Annotated in this window: 18 protein-coding genes; 8 read left to right on the plus strand and 10 right to left on the minus strand. The window is 60.2% G+C overall.

The genetic code is table 11. The annotated features are described in order from the left end of the window. Nucleotides 1-24: 24 nt before the first annotated feature. Nucleotides 25-885 (minus strand): copper homeostasis membrane protein CopD, encoded by an 861-nt coding sequence (gene copD, locus AC1D2Q_RS20320; protein WP_477814332.1) that lies wholly within the window; start codon nt 883-885, stop codon nt 25-27. 3 nt (nt 886-888) lie between these two features. Continuing rightward, nucleotides 889-1,254, minus strand: a complete 366-nt coding sequence (gene copC, locus AC1D2Q_RS20325; RefSeq protein ID WP_477814333.1) for a copper homeostasis periplasmic binding protein CopC — start codon at nt 1,252-1,254, stop codon at nt 889-891. 139 nt (nt 1,255-1,393) lie between these two features. Between copC and AC1D2Q_RS20330 the strand changes: the two genes are divergently transcribed. Then, nucleotides 1,394-2,014: a TetR/AcrR family transcriptional regulator gene (locus AC1D2Q_RS20330; RefSeq protein ID WP_007937670.1), complete on the plus strand. Its 621-nt coding sequence runs from the start codon at nt 1,394-1,396 to the stop codon at nt 2,012-2,014. Between the two features lie 115 nt (nt 2,015-2,129). Here AC1D2Q_RS20330 and preA read toward each other — a convergent pair whose 3' ends face one another. The 3 genes from preA to hydA form a co-directional block, all read right to left on the minus strand. Beyond that, on the minus strand, nt 2,130-3,404 hold the full coding sequence (gene preA, locus AC1D2Q_RS20335; RefSeq protein WP_477814334.1) for an NAD-dependent dihydropyrimidine dehydrogenase subunit PreA: 1,275 nt from the start codon (nt 3,402-3,404) through the stop codon (nt 2,130-2,132). Next, nucleotides 3,405-4,772 (minus strand): NAD(P)-dependent oxidoreductase, encoded by a 1,368-nt coding sequence (locus tag AC1D2Q_RS20340; RefSeq protein ID WP_477814335.1) that lies wholly within the window; start codon nt 4,770-4,772, stop codon nt 3,405-3,407. 93 nt (nt 4,773-4,865) lie between these two features. Further along, entirely contained in the window at nt 4,866-6,305 is a 1,440-nt protein-coding gene (gene hydA, locus AC1D2Q_RS20345; RefSeq protein ID WP_477814336.1) for a dihydropyrimidinase, read from the minus strand. Nucleotides 6,306-6,927: 622 nt separating this feature from the next. On the opposite strand from hydA, the gene AC1D2Q_RS20350 reads away from it, so the two are divergent. Beyond that, nucleotides 6,928-8,412: an NCS1 family nucleobase:cation symporter-1 gene (locus AC1D2Q_RS20350; RefSeq protein WP_477814337.1), complete on the plus strand. Its 1,485-nt coding sequence runs from the start codon at nt 6,928-6,930 to the stop codon at nt 8,410-8,412. Between the two features lie 147 nt (nt 8,413-8,559). Beyond that, a complete protein-coding gene (locus tag AC1D2Q_RS20355; RefSeq protein WP_477814338.1) occupies nt 8,560-9,843 on the plus strand; it encodes a Zn-dependent hydrolase in 1,284 nt (427 codons plus the stop codon). Between the two features lie 21 nt (nt 9,844-9,864). Here the strand turns inward: AC1D2Q_RS20355 and AC1D2Q_RS20360 are convergent, their stop codons facing one another. Both AC1D2Q_RS20360 and AC1D2Q_RS20365 read right to left on the minus strand, forming a co-directional pair. Next, nucleotides 9,865-10,278 (minus strand): DUF6691 family protein, encoded by a 414-nt coding sequence (locus AC1D2Q_RS20360; protein WP_477814339.1) that lies wholly within the window; start codon nt 10,276-10,278, stop codon nt 9,865-9,867. A gap of 2 nt (nt 10,279-10,280) precedes the next feature. Further along, nucleotides 10,281-10,715, minus strand: coding sequence for a YeeE/YedE family protein (locus tag AC1D2Q_RS20365; RefSeq protein ID WP_477814340.1), 435 nt, complete (start codon nt 10,713-10,715; stop codon nt 10,281-10,283). 169 nt (nt 10,716-10,884) lie between these two features. Here AC1D2Q_RS20365 and AC1D2Q_RS20370 point away from each other — a divergent pair, with 169 nt between their 5' ends. Together AC1D2Q_RS20370 and AC1D2Q_RS20375 are read left to right on the plus strand one after the other, a co-directional pair. After that, a complete protein-coding gene (locus tag AC1D2Q_RS20370) occupies nt 10,885-12,381 on the plus strand; it encodes a helix-turn-helix transcriptional regulator (RefSeq protein ID WP_477814341.1) in 1,497 nt (498 codons plus the stop codon). 194 nt (nt 12,382-12,575) lie between these two features. Then, nucleotides 12,576-12,824 (plus strand): DUF1652 domain-containing protein, encoded by a 249-nt coding sequence (locus tag AC1D2Q_RS20375; RefSeq protein WP_477814342.1) that lies wholly within the window; start codon nt 12,576-12,578, stop codon nt 12,822-12,824. A 448-nt stretch (nt 12,825-13,272) separates the two neighbouring features. Here the strand turns inward: AC1D2Q_RS20375 and AC1D2Q_RS20380 are convergent, their stop codons facing one another. Further along, a complete protein-coding gene (locus AC1D2Q_RS20380) occupies nt 13,273-14,388 on the minus strand; it encodes a Gfo/Idh/MocA family protein (protein ID WP_477814343.1) in 1,116 nt (371 codons plus the stop codon). A 318-nt stretch (nt 14,389-14,706) separates the two neighbouring features. Between AC1D2Q_RS20380 and AC1D2Q_RS20385 the strand changes: the two genes are divergently transcribed. Together AC1D2Q_RS20385 and AC1D2Q_RS20390 are read left to right on the plus strand one after the other, a co-directional pair. Beyond that, nucleotides 14,707-15,120 carry a hypothetical protein gene (locus AC1D2Q_RS20385; RefSeq protein ID WP_477814344.1) on the plus strand — a complete coding sequence of 138 codons (414 nt, stop codon included), beginning with the start codon at nt 14,707-14,709 and terminating at the stop codon, nt 15,118-15,120. After that, nucleotides 15,120-15,716 carry a hypothetical protein gene (locus tag AC1D2Q_RS20390; RefSeq protein ID WP_019648914.1) on the plus strand — a complete coding sequence of 199 codons (597 nt, stop codon included), beginning with the start codon at nt 15,120-15,122 and terminating at the stop codon, nt 15,714-15,716. Before AC1D2Q_RS20385 ends, AC1D2Q_RS20390 begins: the two co-directional genes overlap by 1 nt. Before the next feature lie 144 nt (nt 15,717-15,860). On the opposite strand, the gene AC1D2Q_RS20395 is transcribed toward AC1D2Q_RS20390, so the two are convergent. Both AC1D2Q_RS20395 and AC1D2Q_RS20400 read right to left on the minus strand, forming a co-directional pair. Further along, on the minus strand, nt 15,861-16,628 hold the full coding sequence (locus AC1D2Q_RS20395; protein ID WP_052964181.1) for an SDR family oxidoreductase: 768 nt from the start codon (nt 16,626-16,628) through the stop codon (nt 15,861-15,863). A gap of 25 nt (nt 16,629-16,653) precedes the next feature. Further along, complete coding sequence (locus AC1D2Q_RS20400; RefSeq protein ID WP_305412454.1) at nt 16,654-17,721, minus strand: phosphotransferase family protein; 1,068 nt, start codon at nt 17,719-17,721, stop codon at nt 16,654-16,656. Nucleotides 17,722-17,909: 188 nt separating this feature from the next. Between AC1D2Q_RS20400 and AC1D2Q_RS20405 the strand changes: the two genes are divergently transcribed. After that, complete coding sequence (locus tag AC1D2Q_RS20405) at nt 17,910-18,305, plus strand: DUF4280 domain-containing protein (protein WP_018929674.1); 396 nt, start codon at nt 17,910-17,912, stop codon at nt 18,303-18,305. Nucleotides 18,306-18,319 lie beyond the last annotated feature (14 nt).

The following is an 18,319-nucleotide window of genomic DNA, read 5'->3' on the forward strand; positions in this document are numbered from 1 at the left end:
CGCCCCCTACAGGGGAGATGTCAGTCAGGGGGCGATCATCGGGGGCAGGGTGCCAAGCAGTGAAACCGCCGCCACTGCACCGATCCCCAGTAACCATTCCAGCACGACGCTGGTGCGCAACACGCCCGGAGACTGCTGGCAATCCTCGACCCGCAACCGATTGAACAGCGCCAACCCCAGCATCGCGATCACCAGCACGACCTTGACCAACAGAATCAGCGCAAACCCGGACAGCAACGGCGTCGGCCAGAACGCGCCGGTCAGTACGCGCACGTTGATCAGGCCGGTCATCACCAACCCCGCCACCAACGCGTAACCGATCCCGCTGAAGCGTCGCAGTATCGCGCTCAAGGGATGATCGTCCGGTTGGCGCAGGATCATCACCAGCAACATCAACCCACCGAGCCAGGCGCCGACGCACGTCAGGTGAACAATCTGGTTGAGGATTAACAGTTGGCCTTGCAGGCCATCGAGCATGGCGCCATGACCGACCGGGGCCAGGGTCGCCAGCAGCAAGCTGGAAAGGCCGATGCGCCAGGCCATGTTGGAACGCCAGGGTGTCAACAACAATGCCACGAGCAACAGATTGAGCAGCAGATGCCAGCGCCATACCTGACCGAAAAAGGTATTGCTCAGCACCAGGCCTAGCGTCGCCGGGTCGAATGCCGCCTGCGGGGAACTGGCCATGCTGGCGCTGATCAGCAGCAACCAGCCGACGCCACTGAGCAACGCCACCGCGCTGAGCCAGCGGGTCGCTCGCGCCAGGGCCGGATCCAGCTCCTTCGTTGTATGGCCCAACAGCAAAGGCCTGAACACCCAGGCCCCGAACAGCATCAGCACCACGGTGAAATGCAGGAAGCGGCACAGCACCAGCGCCTCGGTCATGAATTACTGACCCACCTTGAAGCGGTAGGCGCCTTCACTTTTATGGGTGTCGACCGACACGGCGTGCCATTCGACTTTGTAATCGCCTGCGGCCAACGGCGCTGCCGGGGTGACGACCAGGGTTTTCTTGTCGCTGCCGTCGGCGGCGAGGCTTTTTACCGGTACGTCGGCACCGTCCTTGCTGATCGTCACTTTGCTGAACGATGCTTCAACCCCTTCGGAAAACACCAGGCGCAGTTCCGTAGGCGCGCTCACTGTGCTGTCGGCCGCCGGGGTCTGGCTTTTCAGATGGGCGTGGGCAAACACCGATGAGGCGGCGAACAGCGAGCCGAGCAGGGCGGTGGTGGTCAGGGCGTTCTTGAGCAGCATCGTGAAGACCTCAGCGGCAGGTTCAAAGTGGCGGGCAGTTTACCTGCCGCTGGGCCTCTGTACGAAGTTTCGTTTTCCCCTGTCGCCGCGACGTAGAGCGGATGCTAGTCTTGAGCAACGCTGTTGTCAGGGAGCCCTCATGGGCAATCACAAGATCGAGATTCGTCGCAGTAACGTCGAAAAAATCCTGTTGGCGGCCGAAAAGGTCTTCGCCGAAAAAGGCTTCGGCAGCACCGCCATGGCCGACATCGCCGCCGAAGTGCAACTGCCGCGCTCCAACTTGCATTACTACTTCAGCACCAAGAGCGAGCTGTACAGCGCGGTGCTCCTGGGTTTGCTGGAGGTCTGGAAGCAGGACGCCCTGTGCTTCGAGATGTTCGACGACCCGCGCGTGGTGCTCAGCAGCTATATCCGCGCCAAGATGAACCATTCCCGCAGCCGGCCGTACGGTTCGAAAGTCTGGGCCAACGAAATCATCCACGGCGCGCCGACCCTGGGTGAGAAGCTGGACGCGAGCCTGTACGACTGGGCCAAGATGAAGGAAGCGAAAATTCGCCAGTGGGTGGAAGACAAACGCATCCTGCCGGTGGAGCCTTCCAGCCTGTTGTACATGATCTGGGCCTCGACCCAGCACTACGCCGACTTCGATCATCAGGTGAACATCCTGAATGATCATCAGCCGTTGTCGGATATGCAGTTCGAGCGGGCGGTGCAGACGGTGACCAGTGTGATCTTGCGCGGGATCGGGTTGGAGCCGTAACCCGATCGTTCCCACGCTCTACGTGGGAATGCCTCAATGGACGCTCTTCGTCCGCTCTTGGGACGCGGAGCGTCCCGGGCTGCATTCCCACGCGGAGCGTGGGAATGATCGGCGATCAAACCACAACGTGATACGGATTGCGGGGATCATGGTTCCAATCCAGAAACGGCTTGCCCGTATCCACCGGCACCATCTCGATGCAATCCTGCACCGGGCAGGTGATCTGGCACAGGTTGCAGCCCACGCACTCGTCATCGATCACTTGATATTTATGCGTACCGTCCGCCTGTTTGAGGCTGGCAATCGCCTGGTGCGAGGTGTCTTCGCAAGCGATGTGGCAGCGACCGCAACCGATGCACGCCTCCTGATCGATTTTCGCAATCACCTGATAGTTGATGTCCAGGTACTTCCAGTCCGTGGTATTGCCCACCGCACGCCCGGAAAACTCAGACACGCTGGCGTAGCCCTGACTGTCCATCCAGCGTGACAAACCGTCTTTCATCTCCTCGACAATCCGGAAGCCATGCAGCATCGCCGCCGTGCACACCTGCACCGAGCCGCTGCCCAGGGCAATGAATTCCGCCGCATCGCGCCAACTGCCGATGCCGCCAATGCCGCTGATCGGCAAGCCCTGGGTCTGCGGGTCGCGGGCGATCTCGGCGACCATGTTCAACGCAATCGGCTTCACCGCCGAGCCGCAATAACCGCCGTGGGTGCTTTGGCTGCCGACGGCGGGATTGGCGACCATGCGCTCCAGATTGACGCTGGTGATCGAATTGATGGTGTTGATCAACGACACCGCATCGGCGCCGCCACGGTGGGCGGCACGGGCGGCGACGCGGATGTCGGTGATGTTCGGCGTGAGTTTGACGATCACCGGCAACGAGCTATAGGTCTTGCACCAGCGCGTGACCTGTTCGACGTATTCTGGCACCTGGCCGACCGCCGCGCCCATGCCCCGTTCCGGCATGCCGTGAGGGCAGCCGAAATTCAGCTCGATGCCATCGGCGCCGGTGGCTTCCACCAGCGGCAGGATATTTTTCCACGACTCTTCGACGCAGGGCACCATCAGCGACACGATCAGTGCGCGGTCCGGCCAGTCCTTTTTGACCYGGGTGATTTCCCGCAGGTTGATCTCCAGCGAACGGTCGGTGATCAACTCGATGTTGTTGAAGCCCATCACTTCACGGTTGGCACCGAAGTGCGCCGAGTAGCGTGACGACACGTTGACCGCCGCCGGGTCTTCACCCAGGGTTTTCCAGACCACGCCACCCCAGCCGGCCTCGAACGCGCGGACCACGTTGTAGGCTTTGTCGGTCGGCGGCGCGGAGGCCAGCCAGAACGGATTGGGGGCCTTGATGCCGGCGAAGACAATCGAGAGATCGGCCATTTACGCAGCCTCCACGTTGAGCATGAGTTGAGCGTTGATCGCCTCGGCGGCCAGCTTGCCGTGCTGCACGGCTTGCACGGTGAGGTCCTGATCGAGGCTGGTGCAGTCGCCACCGGCATACACGCCGGGAATGCTGGTGCGCAGCTGTTCGTCTACGAGGATGCGATCGCCCTGACGCTTGAGTTCACGGGCCAGCGGATCGGCGAGGGCGCCGGCGTCGAAGGCCTGGCCGATGGCTTTGAAGATCGCGTCGGCGGCCAGTTCGAAGGTTTCGCCGGTGGTTTGCAGGCGACCTTCCACCAATCGGGTACGAGCGAAGCGCATGCCGCGCACGTTGCCCTGATCGTCGAGCAGCGCCTCTTCGGGTTGTGCCCAGGTCAGCAGGCGCACCTGATTGGCCTTGGCGATGTCCTGTTCGTGAGCAGTGGCGCCCATGTCCGCGACACCACGGCGGTACACCAGATTGACGTCGCGGGCACCGAGGCGGGCCATTTGCACGGCCATGTCGATGGCGGTGTTGCCGGCACCGAGGACGATGCAGCGTTCGGCCAGTGGCAGCTGCGTCAGGTCATCGGCCTGGCGCAGTTCGCGGATGTAGTCGGTGGCGGGGAGCAGGCCGGGGGCATCCTCGTTGGGCAGGCCCAGTTGTTTGCTGGCGGCCAGGCCGAGGCCGAGGAACACCGCGTCGAATTGCTGATGCAGTTCGCTGAGGGTCAGGTTATCGCCGAGTTTCTGCCCGTGACGAATCTCGATCCCGCCAATCCCCATCAGGAACTCAAGCTCCTTCTGCGCATAGTCGTCCACCAGCTTGTACTTGGCGATCCCGTATTCGTTGAGGCCGCCAGCCTTTTCCCGGGCCTCGAAAATCACCACGTCATGGCCGTGCATGGCGCTGCGGTGCGCGCAGGACAAACCCGCCGGACCGGCACCCACCACGGCGATGCGCTTGCCGGTTGCGGCGGCGCGCTGGAACGGGTGTTCGCTGAAGTGTGCGTTGTCCACGGCATAGCGTTGCAGCAGGCCGATCAGTACCGGCGCGCATTCCTGGGCGTTGTTGCGCACGCAGGCTTGCTCGCAGAGGATTTCCGTCGGACAGACCCGGGCACAACTGCCACCGAGGATGTTGGCCGAGAGGATTTTCTGCGCCGCACCCTGCGCGTTTTCCTGATGGATATTGCGGATGAACGATGGAATGTCGATGTCGCTTGGGCACGCGTTCACGCACGGCGCGTCGTAGCAATACAGGCAGCGTGAGGCTTCCAGATGCGCCTGACGCTCGTTGAGCGGTGGCGCCAGGTCGGTGAAATGGCCGGCGAGGGCGGCCGCGTCCTCATGGGGATGCGGGAGGTGGCTCAAAGTCTTGATCACGGTGTTGGCCTCACGGTTAATTGAGGTACTGTCTCTGATGGGCTGATCGTTCCCACGCAGAGCGTGGGAACGATCAGGTCCGGAAGTACAGGTTCAGCGTTTCACTGCTGTCGGCTTATGCAACTCAGCCCGCTTGCTCAGCAAATCAAACACCGCCGGATACGCCGGCCGTTCGATATACCGGCCCGCGCCACGCTCGGCGCGCAAATCACCGTCGACCCACACCACTCGGCCCTGGCTGACGGTGTGGCTCGGTACGCCACGCACGGTCTTGCCTTCGAAGATGTTGAAGTCGACCTGCTGGTGGTGAGTCTTGGCCGATATCGTCCGCGTACCTTCCGGGTCCCACAGCACCAGATCGGCATCGGCCCCCACACGGATCGCGCCCTTGCGCGGATAGAGGTTGAAGATCTTCGCGGTGTTGGTGGAGGTGAGCGCTACGAAGTGCTGCATCGACAAGCGCCCGGTGCTCACCCCTTCATCCCACAGCACCGCCATGCGGTCTTCGATCCCGGCGGTGCCGTTGGGGATCTTGCTGAAGTCGTCACGGCCAGCGGCTTTTTGCTCGGCGCAGAAACAGCAGTGGTCGGTGGCGGTGGTGTGCAGGTTGCCCGCTTGCAGGCCATGCCAAAGGGCTTCTTGATGGCCACGAGGGCGGAAGGGCGGGCTCATCACGTAACCGGCGGCGGTTTGCCAGTCCGGGTGTTGGTAGACGCTGTCGTCCAGCAGCAGATGCCCGGCCAGCACTTCGCCGTAGACCGGTTGGCCCTTGGCGCGGGCATAGGTGATTTCGTCGAGGGCTTCCTGGGTCGAGACGTGGACCAGGTACAGCGGCGTGCCCAACGTTTCGGCGATGCGGATCGCCCGGCTCGCGGCTTCACCTTCCACCTGCGAAGGCCGCGACAGCGGATGCGCTTCCGGCCCGGTGATGCCCTGGGCCATCAACTTGCGTTGCAGGTGATAGACCAGCTCGCCGTTTTCCGCGTGCACGGTCGGCACCGCGCCCAATTCCAGGCAGCGCTCGAAACTCGCCACCAGCGTATCGTCAGCGGCCATGATCGCGTTCTTGTAGGCCATGAAATGCTTGAAGCTGTTGACCCCGTGCTGGCTGACCAGCTCGGCCATTTCCTCGCGGACTTGTTCGCTCCACCAGGTGATGGCGACGTGAAAGCCGTAATCCGACGCCGACTTCTCGGCCCAGCCGCGCCATTGATGAAAGGCCTCCATCAATGATTGTTGTGGGTTGGGTATCACGAAGTCGATGATCGAGGTGGTGCCACCGGCCAATCCCGCGGCGGTACCGCTGAAAAAATCTTCGCTGGCCACCGTGCCCATGAAGGGCAGTTGCATGTGCGTGTGCGGATCGATGCCGCCGGGCATCAGGTATTGGCCGCTGCCGTCGAGCACTTGCGCATCGGCGGGAACATCGAGGTTTTCACCGATGGCTTTGATCACGCCGTCGGCGCAGTAGACGTCGGCGCGATAACTTTCATCATGGGTAATAACGGTGGCGCCACGGATCAACAGAGACATTCCGAGTTCCTCGCAGGCATGACCGACTATTGCCGGTTCTAGATGTTTTATAGGAAGCAGACGCCAATCGGTGTATTCCTGTCAGCGCTGTCAAGAATAGACGCTAGCTGCAGTTTATGGATTGAGCAAGAATATTTTTTATAAGCTTATTACTGTTTTAACTATTTGATAAATAACGATAAAAAATGAAAATCACCAAAATGGTGAGAGCGCTCACCATTTTGACGCACTTGACAGGTTGGAAATATGGTCAAGATTTTCTATGTGAAATCAGCCGGTTGAGGATGGTCTATGGTTGATGCGCAACCTTTTAAAAAAAGATCGACGCACCAGATTGAGTCCTGACTGTTCGGACAACTTGCCTGGCATTCGGCCTGAGTGACAGGGCAACTGACCGGGGACTCGAAAGTTGGATAAATAAAGCTGATTAACATCAGTTGGTTAGCAAAGTTTTATGGCACTGCCCGAGGCGCAAGCGGGGCACCCGGCACGTTTATTGATGCCGCCGCTGACACCGTGGCCGGTCCGTAAAAGTTGTCAGTTTCTCCGGCCATCGTCCGGCTCGCGCGCATTGCGCCAGCCTCTGATGAGCAAAAATAATCAAAAGAACAGTGGAGCGGCCATGCAACAGATTAGATCGCAAGTGACCGAGCGCGACGGCTTGTTTGAGCTCGAAGCCGGCAGCGATGTCCTCGACAGTCCCCGATACAACCACGACATGGCACCGACCAAGGTGCACGAACGAACCTGGAACAAATGGCACATCACCGCGCTGTGGGTCGGCATGGCGATCTGCGTGCCGACTTACACCCTCGGTGGTGTGCTCACCGCTTATTTCGGCCTGACCGTTGGCGAAGCGCTGCTGGCGATTCTGTTCGCCAACATCATCGTGCTGATCCCGCTGACCCTGAACGCCTTCCCCGGCACCAAGTACGGCATTCCGTTTCCGGTATTGCTGCGCTCGTCCTTCGGCATCCTCGGCTCCAACATTCCATGCCTGATCCGTGCCTTGGTGGCGTGCGGTTGGTTCGGCATCCAGACCATGTTCGGCGGGCTGGCGATTCACCTGTTTCTCGGCTCGGTGTTCGATGGCTGGAAGGCTCTCGGCGGTACCGGTGAAGTGATTGGCTTCATGCTGTTCTGGGCCTTGAACCTGTGGGTGGTGATTCGCGGCGCGGATTCGATCAAATGGCTGGAGACCCTCTCGGCGCCGTTGTTGGTGCTGGTGGGTGTGGGGCTGTTGGTGTGGGCAATGCCGAATGTATCGATGACCGAGTTGCTGGCGATCCCGGCCAAGCGTCCGGAAGGGGCCGGCGTGGCCAGTTATTTTGCCGCCGGGCTGACCGCCATGGTCGGCTTCTGGGCCACCTTGTCGCTGAACATTCCGGACTTCAGCCGCTACGCGAAAAGCCAGAAGGACCAGATCATCGGGCAGATTATCGGTTTGCCCCTGACCATGTTCCTGTTCGCCTCCCTCGGCGTGGTGATGACGGCCGCGTCGGTCAAGCTGGTGGGTGTCACCGTCTCTGATCCGGTCACCCTGATCGGCCATATCCAGAGCCCGGTCTGGGTGGCACTGGCCATGGCGCTGATCATCATCGCCACCTTGTCCACCAACACGGCGGCCAACATCGTGTCGCCGACCAACGATTTCCAGAACGTCGCGCCCAAGTACATCAACCGCACCACGGCGGTGATGCTCACGGGGTTGGTCGGGTTGGCGCTGATGGCCCATGAACTGCTGAAAAAGCTCGGGCTGATCGTCTCGGATCTGAGCCTGGAGACGGTGTATTCCAACTGGTTGCTCGGCTATTCGAGCCTGCTGGGGCCGATCGCCGGGATCATGGTGGTGGACTATTTCCTGATCAAGAAACAGCAACTGGATTTGGCCGGCCTCTACCGTGACGACGTTTACCCGGCGTGGAACTGGTTCGGTTTCATCGCGTTCGGCGTGCCGGTGGTGTTGACGCTGCTGTCGCTGGGCAGCGATGCCTTCAGCTGGTTCTACAGCTACGGCTGGTTCACCGGCTCGGCGCTGGGAGGGCTGATTTATTACGGGTTGAGTTCGATGCGGCCGAGTCCGACTGTCGTGAAATCTGCGGTGTGATGGGTGATCGTTCCCACGCTCTGCGTGGGCACGCAGCCAGGGACGCTCCGCGTTCCAAGAGCGGACGCAGAGCGTCCAGAGATGAATTCCCACGCGGAGCGTGGGAACTAGCGAAGAAACCGATAACAACTGCCTGAGGAGATCACCATGAACGCTGCCGTAGACGTTCTGCAATCCACCCATCAGCACATCAATCGCGACCGTCTGTGGCAGTCGCTCATGGACCTGGCCAAGCTCGGCGCGACGGTCAAGGGCGGTGTCTGCCGGCTGGCCCTTACCGACCTCGACCGCCAGGCGCGCGATATTTTCGTGAAGTGGTGCGAGGAGGCTGGTTGCACGGTCAGCATCGACGCCGTCGGCAACATCTTCGCCCGTCGTCCGGGGCGCAATCCGAACCTGCCACCGGTAATGACCGGCAGCCACATCGACACTCAGCCCACCGGCGGCAAGTTCGACGGTTGCTTCGGCGTGCTGGCCGGGGTCGAAGTCTTACGCACCCTCAACGACCTCGGCGTGGAAACCGAAGCGCCGCTGGAAGTGGTGGTCTGGACCAACGAGGAAGGCTCACGCTTCGCCCCATGCATGATGGGCTCCGGCGTGTTCGCGGAAAAATTCACCCTCGAGGAAACCCTGGCCAAGGTCGATGCCGAGGGCGTGACCGTCGGCGAAGCCCTGAATGCGATTGGCTACGCCGGGCCGCGCAAGGTCAGCGGCCATGCCGTTGGGGCGTATTTCGAGGCGCACATCGAGCAAGGCCCGATTCTTGAGGACGAACACAAAACCATCGGCGTGGTGATGGGGGCTCTCGGGCAGAAATGGTTCGATCTGAAACTGCGCGGCGTCGAAGCCCACGCCGGCCCGACGCCAATGCATTTGCGCAAGGACGCACTGGTCGGCGCCGCGGTGATCGTTGGCGCAGTCAATCGCGCCGCCCTTGGCCATCAACCCCATGCCTGCGGCACCGTCGGCTGCCTGCAAGCCTATCCCGGCTCGCGCAACGTGATTCCCGGTGAAGTGCGCATGACCCTGGACTTCCGTCATCTGGAACCGGCGCGACTCGACTCAATGATCGCCGAAGTCCGCGAGGTCATCGAAACCACCTGCGAGCGACACGGCCTGACCTACGAACTGACGCCCACCGCCGACTTCCCGCCGCTGTACTTCGACAAGGGCTGCGTCGAAGCGGTGCGCGGGGCCGCTCAAGGGCTCGGTTTGTCGCACATGGACATCGTCAGCGGGGCAGGGCACGACGCAATCTTCCTCGCCGAACTCGGCCCGGCCGGGATGATTTTCGTGCCTTGCGAAGGTGGCATCAGCCATAACGAAATCGAAAACGCCGCGCCGGATGACCTGGCCGCCGGGTGCGCCGTGTTGTTGCGGGCGATGCTGGCGGCGTCGCAGGCGATTGCCAGTGGCAAGCAGGCGGCTTGACCACTGGCCTGGCGGGGACGCTCAACGGCGGGTTTGCAGCGCTTTGAACATCAGCATCCCCGCCAACATGGCGATGGCGAACACCCAGGCCTGCCAGTGTCCCGTCGGCAGCAACACCAGTGCCGGGCCGGGGCATATGCCGGCAATACCCCAACCGATGCCGAAGAGCAGGCTGCCACCGATCAGGCGTCGGTCCAGCTCACGGCTGACCGGCAATTGCATAGGCGCACCCAGCAAGGACGTCGGTTGTTTCATGGCCCAGTGAAACGGCCCCCAAGCCACGGCAATGGCGCCGATCATGACCAGCGCCAGCGACGGATCCCAAACGCCGGCAATATCCAGAAACCCCAGCACTTTGGCCGGGTTTGCCATGCCGGCCAGCAACAGGCCGATGCCGAACAGCAGGCCAGCGAGGAAAGCGGTCAGTTTGCGCATGCTCAATACCCCAGCAGATGACGCAGGACGAACACGGTCGCGAAGCCGGCGAACATGAAGCTCAATGTCGCGGCAATGGAGCGTGGTGACAGGCGCGATATACCGCACACACCGTGGCCACTGGTGCAGCCGGAGCCATAACGAGTGCCGACGCCGACACACAATCCGGCGATGATCAGCCCCACCGTACCGGTTTTGAATTCGATTGCCGGCCACACATGAAACAGCGCCCACACCAACGGTGCCGCCAGCAGCCCAAGCAGGAACAGGGCTTTTTCGCCCCGTCCTGAATCATTACGCTCAAGCAGGCTGCCCAACAGCCCGCTGATCCCGGCAACTCGTCCGTTGGCCACCACCATTACGCTGGCGGCCAGGCCGATCAGCGCTCCTCCCGCGAGGGCAGACCAGGGGGTGAAGTGAAGAGAATCAAACACCATGGCAACTCTCCGTACAGACAAAGAGCGGCACTAAACCACTCTTTCCGTATTGAGCATAGGGCTACTTTGGGAGGGCTGCGGGTGCCGGGCTTTGCACTATCACCAGCGTCTGCGGTCGTAATCTTCACTGGGCTGCGCGCAAAGGTGCCGCCGCAATTGTGGAGCTGCAATGAGCCAGGACGTCCTGACCACCGAAACCAATCGCCGCCAGTTGCAGCAGATTATCGCCGGCCTGTCCGATGGGGTGATTCTGCTGGAGCTCGACCAGACCATTCTCTGGGCCAATGACGCCGCGCTGGCCATGCACGGTGTCAGCGAGATTGGCGAGTTGGGGGCCAATGCCGGGGAGTACGCCCAGCGTTTTGCCTTGCGTTATCGCAACAATCATCCGGTCGCGATCGAGAACTATCCGATCAGCCGCGTGGCCCGCGGCGAGACGTTCAGCGATGTGCTGGTGGAGGTGACGCCGGTGGAAAACGACGAGCACACCTGGGTTCACAGCGTGCGCAGCATGGTGCTGGCGGACCGTGCCGGTGAGCCGGAGTCGTTGGTGTTGATCATGAGCGACGTCACCGACTGGGCCAGCGCCGAGCAGCGTTTCGAAAAAACGTTCAACGCCAACCCGGCCCCGGCGGTGATCTGCCGCCTCAGCGATTTGCGCTACATCAAAGTCAACCAGGGCTTCGTGGACATGACCGGCTATGCCCGGGACCAGGTGATCGGCGCTTCGACCTATGAACTGGATGTGCTGGAACGTGCCGAAAACAAGGATTTGGCCAAGCAGCGTCTGCGTGACGGCGCGACCATTCCGCAGATGCAGGCCGAGCTGCAATTGGCCGACGGAGGCAGCAGGCAGGTGATTGTTGCCGGGCAACCGCTTGAACTCAACGACGAAGCTTGCATGCTGTTTTCCTTCGTCGACATGGAGCTTCGGCACAAGGCCGAAATCGCCCTGCGCCAGAGCGAGGAACGGTTCGCCAAAGCGTTTCGCCTCACTCCGGTGCCGATCCTGGTGTGCCGCGCCGCCGACCAAGTGGTGATGGACGTCAACGAAGCCTTCCTCGGGTCCCTGGCGTATCCCAGTGATGAGGTGCTCGGCAAGACCGTGGCACAACTCGGTTTCATCGAGGAAGCGGGCGCTCGCACGCGACTGTTTACGGCTCTGGAGAAAGCCGGGCGGGTGGATCGTGTCGATGTCAGGGTGCGCAGGAAGGATGCCGGGCTGATTGATTGTGCGGTCTCGGCGGACACCGTGAATATTCAGGACGGCTCTTGCTACCTGCTGGTGTTGATGGACATCACCGAGCGCAAACGCACCGAGCTGGAGTTGGTGTCGGCGATCGAAGAGGTGATGAAAGATGCGTCCTGGTTCAGCCGTACGCTGATCGAAAAACTCGCCAACGTGAAAAACGTCAATTCACCGCAGTTGCCCAGTGTGTCGTTCACCGACCTGACCGCCCGGGAGCGCGATGTGCTCGGCCTGATCTGTGAAGGCCTGGCCGACAAGGAGATTGCTGCGCGTCTGAAACTGGCACCCAATACGGTGCGCAATCATGTGTCGACGGTGTACTCCAAGCTCGACGTGCATAGCCGTAGCGAGGCGATTGTCTGGGCTCGCGAACGAGGTCTGTTCTCCGGCGTGAAGCGGACCAAGGGGCAACGTTAAGGTGCAAATGCACCAGTGCGGGTGGTGCAATTTGATGTGTTACCCGGATGGGGCTTTTTTCTAGGCTGTCAGGGTGCGATACGTGGCTTCGGCCCGCTGTTGCGTCCCTTTCAATGCAGCTATAGGAACAGCCACATGGGTGCGAACAAAACAAACGGGCAGTCGATTTTGCGCTGTCGCCAAGGTGAGTCGGGATGAGTTATCTGGCGCAATTGCGTACGCGATTGGAGCGGAGCTTTTCGCCGTTGGCCTGTGATTGTGCGCTTGCCGGAGATAATTCGTTGACGGTGAAGCTTTACCATCCGGCGACAGGGCAGGTGGATCTGGTGGTCAGCGGGTTGAACGTGGCGACGCTCCGGACGCCGGAGGCAGTGGCGGCGTTGATTGAAGAGCTGCGCTATGAGCTTGAAAGCAGTGGCTTGCATCGATCCTCCGCTCTTTAGATGTCATATCCCCCGGCTTGCGGTAATGGTCGTTGTCTTTCTGGCATTGGCGGGTAGCTAAGCTATAAGGAATGCGAGGGTATTTCTTTTCTGTGACAGGGCCGCGGGTTCGCGGGATGGTTTTCGAGTCGCGGAAAATGTCGATTACTTACCGCGGGTCAGCCTATGAACAATTTTGGGAAATGTGCTTTTTCACCACTGTCGCTCGCACTTTGCGTGGCGATTCTGGGTGGTTGCGCCAGTCCGCCGCCTCCACCCCCAGCCGTACCGCCACCGACACCGGTTCGCACCTGTTCGACCACCGAAAGCACCGATGTACAGGGTGATATGAGGGCTGAAGGGCAGGTGACCCGAACCACGACCCTGACCCGTTGCGTCACTCAGTAAACCGGGTCTGGTGTACCGCCAGTAGCACGTGCAACTGGCGGTGTATGACCTGAGCGTCGGTTCAGACTTCCTCGATCCTGACCCAGCGCGACTCCCGTGCCGCCAGACGAATCGCCGTCGCCAGGCGTTCGACTTCCCATGCCTGCTCGAAATCCGTGCCGTCCTGGCCGAGGCCGGCCAACGCCATCACCAGCTCATGCACTTCAAGGGTCTTGAGTTCGTTGTAACCCAACTGGTGCCCCGACGCCGGGCTGAAGGCGGCGTAACCCGGCAAATCCGGCCCCGCCAGCAGCCGTTGGAAACCGCCTTGCCCGGCACGATACAGCCGCAGTTCATTCAAGCGTTCCTGATCGAACGCCAGGGTGCCTCGGGTGCCGCTGATTTCAAAACTCAGGTGATTCTTGTAACCGTGTTTGAGCCAGCTGCTGCTGAACGTCCCTCGCGCGCCATTGGCGAACCGCAGCAACGCGTGGACCTGATCGTCGACCGCGACCTCGCGTCGTTCCTGACCACCCGCCGTCACGGGGCGTTGCGCATGTACAGTTTGGGTATCCGCGCACACCGCCTCGACGTCGCCCAGCAGATGGCGGGCCATGGCCAGCAAGTGACTGCCCAGGTCCGCCAGGGCGCCGCCGGCGTAATTGGCGTCGCAGCGCCAGGACCAGGGTGAAACGGGATCGGCCATGAAGTCTTCGCTGAATTCGCCCTGGAAACTGATGATCTGCCCCAGCGCGCCGTTTTGAATCAAATCCCGAGCCAGGCCGATGATCGGGTTGTGCTGATAGTTGTAACCCACCCGCGTCACCACGCCAGCGGCTTTAGCGGCAAGGCGCATGGCACTGGCCTGCTCGAGACTCACCGCCAGCGGTTTTTCGCAGTACACCGGTTTGCCGGCGGCGAGGGCAGCCATGGCCATGGGGTAGTGCAGATGATTGGGGGTGGTGATGGCGATCAGGTTGACCTTCGGGTCATCGATCAGCTGTTGCCAGTCGCTGTGAGCAGCATCGAAGCCCCAGGCGGCGGCGCAGTGGCGGGCGCGCTGCGGGTCGGCGTCGGCAAGGGCAGCGAGTTTGAGCTTCAGGGGCAGTTCAAAAACCGCGCTGACATTGCGAAAGGCCAGGGCGTGGGCGCGGCCCATGAAACCTGTGCCGATGAGTCCGATACCGAGTTCGCGCATAGCCGGGGTCCTTTGGATTTTTATTTTCAGGAGGGCTATTTATGGAATAAAAATTCTCAATTTGCAATAAAGTGGAATAAATATTCTTTTATTGGCGAGGTCAGGAGGCGCTGAGAATGGCTACACCGCCTTGCGTCATTGCCTACAACAACGCCGGAATCTGCCGGCTTGTGCGTCTTGTTAGCGGCCTCTATCGTTTCCATGTGTGCAGATCAGCCACAAATCGCGGGCTTTGATGACGGGACAGACACCACAGACTATATTGGCCACTAATTAATCAAGTTTGAGCAATGCAACCAAGCTCGAATAGAGGTGGCTATGTCGAAGGATCTCGAAAAAACGGCCTATGTTTTTGTTGATGGTGACCGTCACGAAGCTAAGGTTGTACGTGATTCTGMAGGATTCCAGCACGGCGGCATTGTTCGGCTAACGAATGGCAAAATCGTTAGCGGTCGTACCGGTGCTGCCGGAATAAACGCCGAGAAGACATACGGACTTATCGCCGCAGCGGTTGCAAAGAGTGGATCAGGAGTAATGCTGGATATGGATAGAGAGGGACACAAAGCATCGACTGGGACTGGCTGGGTCATGGTTGGTTCTAACGGTAGCAGGCTATCAGCCGCCACTTGTGCTTCGGTACGTATCGATGAATACGCTACTGAAATGCTCAAGGATCCGGACAAGGTTCGGGAGTTCTTCAAACGTGTGAATGGCGAAACCAAGGCTCGCTGATGTATTGCATTTCTCCTTCTTTTGTTCTTGGTTTCCATGGGTGTGAGCGAGAAATTGGGGAGCGTGTGCTGGCTGGAGAAGCAACACTCCTTGATAGCACTAATGACTATGATTGGCTTGGTCGCGGCGCCTATTTTTGGGAAAACAACCCGCAGCGCGCGTTAAGTTTTGCGACCAATGCACAAAAACGGAGCTCTATCAAAAATCCATTCGTGATTGGGGCAGTGATTGACTTGGGGCGTTGCCTGGATTTCACAACTGAGAGTGCGTTGCGTGAAATCCGTCAGACCTACCTCTGGCTTGAAGCCGCCTCAAAAGAAGAAGGCGGTCAACCTCTTAAGAAAAATAGTCAGTATCTACGTCGTTTGGATTGTCAGGTCATTGATGCGTTGCATACCTTCCGGGAGCTTACAGAGGCACCTGCGTATGATTCCGTTCGTTCACCATTCTGGGAGGGCGAATGTCTTTATCCTGATACAGACTTTATGCATGAAACGCATGTTCAGCTGGCGATCCGTAACGTAAAGAGTATCAAGGGCTATTTTAGAGTTCTGGATTTGACAGGTAAGCCGGTTGAGTTTGTGCGGGGTGAATAGTGCCGTCTCTGGCCCAGTCCCATCTATCAAACGATTACCTGACACCCGATGCATCTCAGAAACAGGCGAGAGTCTTCCACGAGTCCTCCGGTAAAACATCAAAGGCAACCCTGAGGCTGCCTTTGGTTTATTCGCAAAACCGAATCAGGACAGGAACCCGCCATCCACATTCAACGAAACCCCGGTCGTATAGCTGGAAGCATCACTCGCCAGGTACAACACCGCACCGGCCATTTCACTCGGATCTGCCACGCGCTTGAGCGGAATCTGCTGCAGCGCGGTTTGTAGAATCGCGTCGTTCTTCACCAGCGCCGAAGCAAACTTGGTGTCGGTCAAACCCGGAAGCAGGGCGTTGCAGCGAATGCCGAACTGCGCGCATTCCTTGGCGAACACCTTGGTCATGTTGATCACCGCTGCCTTGGTCACCGAGTAGATGCCCTGGAAGATCCCCGGTGAGATGCCGTTGATCGAGGCGACGTTGATGATGCTGCCGCCGCCGTGTTCGCGCATCAGCTTGCCGGCTTCCACCGACATGAAGAAGTAGCCGCGAATGTTCACGTCGACGGTTTTCTGGAAGGCGCTGAGGTCGGTGTCCAGCACGTTGCAGAACTGCGGGTTGGTCGCGGCGTTGTTGACCAGGATGTCCAGACGCCCGAATTGTTCGCGGATGGCGGCGAAGACCTGGGTGATCTGTTCCATCTCACCGATGTGGCAGGCAATGGCGGTGGCCTTGCCGCCGGCGGCGATGATCGCGTCGGCGACGTGTTGGCAGCCGTCGAGCTTGCGGCTCGAAACGATCACGTGGGCACCTTGCTGCGCCAGCAGTTTGGCGATGGCTTCACCGATGCCGCGACTGGCACCTGAGACGAAAGCGATCTTGCCGTCGAGGTCGAACAACTGAGTCTTGGACATGATTTTTCCTTGTTATGGGGCCTGATCAGAGGCTGGATTTCTGAATGACCTGCAAGCTCATCTGCTCCAGCAGTTTGTTCATGTGAATGAACTGTGCGAAGCGTTTGTCCTGGGTCTGACCATGGAAGAAGCGGTAGTAGATCTGCTGCACGATGCCGGCCAGACGGAACAGGCCATAGGTGTAGTAGAAGTCGAAATTGTCGATCTGGATGCCGGCACGCTCGGCGTAGTAATCGACGAATTCGCGGCGGGTCAGCATGCCGGGGGCGTGGCTTGGCTGGCGGCGCATCAGTTGCACCGGTGCCGGGTCGTCGGCTTCGATCCAGTAGGCGAGGGTGTTGCCCAGGTCCATCAACGGGTCACCGAGGGTGGTCAGCTCCCAATCCAGCACGCCGATGATCTGCATCGGGTTGTTCGGGTCGAGGATCACGTTGTCGAAGCGGTAATCGTTGTGGACGATGCTCGACGTCGGGTGATCGGCCGGCATCTTGTCGTTCAGCCAGGCCTTTACCGCTTCCCACTTCGGCGCGTCCGGGGTCAGGGCTTTTTCGTAGCGCTCGCTCCAGCCTTTGATTTGCCGCGCGACATAACCTTCGGGTTTACCGAGATCACCCAGGCCATAGGCCTTGTAGTCGACCCGGTGCAGTTCGACGAACTTGTCGATGAAGCTCTTGCACAGGGTTTCGGTTTTCGCCGAATCCAGGCCCAGTTCCGGCGGCAGTTCGGCGCGCAGGATGATGCCCTTGACCCGTTCCATCACATAGAACTCGGCGCCGATCACCGATTCGTCGGTGCAGTGCACATAGGCTTTGGGGCAGTAGGGAAAACCGTCCCGCAGCTGATTGAGGATGCGAAATTCGCGGCCCATGTCGTGGGCGGACTTGGCCTTGTGGCCGAACGGCGGCCGACGCAGGACGAATTCCTGTTCGGGGTATTCCAGCAGGTAAGTCAGGTTCGACGCACCGCCCGGAAACTGGCTGATCACAGGCAAGCCACTCAGGCCCGGAATGTGCGCCTTGAGGTATGGATCGATCAGGCTGGCATCGAGTTCTTCGCCGGAGCGGATACGGGTGGACTGGTCAGTAAGCGCCATGCTTATCCCTTCTGCTTATTTTGGAGGCCAGACATCATTGGCTAATCTAATGGCGTGCTGGGGTGGCCACAAGCGCGGCACGGTCTTATAGGTTAGCGTGTTGCCGGATAATCAGCGTTCCTGATGTGCGCGAACAGGCGCGGCGGGCTATGGTTCAGGGAGCGTAGCTTCCAGGAAGGAGATTCGACATGGGCTGTCCGCAAGTTTGCGCCACCGCGACCCTGCAATGCAGTTTCGGCGCGGCGCCGGCGGTACTCAACGTGCTGCCGGTGAACCGCACAATGACCGGGGGCATGCCGGCGGCGAACATCATGGATCACATTCCGCTGGTGAACGTCATGCCGTTCGGCACCTGCATGAGCATGGCCAACCCAATGGTCGCGGCCGCCACCGCCGCAGCGCTTGGCGTGCTGACGCCGATGCCGTGCATCCCGGCCACCGCCACCCCGTGGATCCCCGGCGGCGCGCCGACCCTGCTGCTGGGCGGCATGCCGGCCATCGATGCCAACAGCACCTTGATGTGCAACTGGGCCGGCGTGATCAAAATCGTGATGCCGGGGCAAATGCAGATGCTGATTCCCTGATCGCCCACAACAGA

The organism is Pseudomonas sp. P1_A1 (assembly GCF_056406935.1).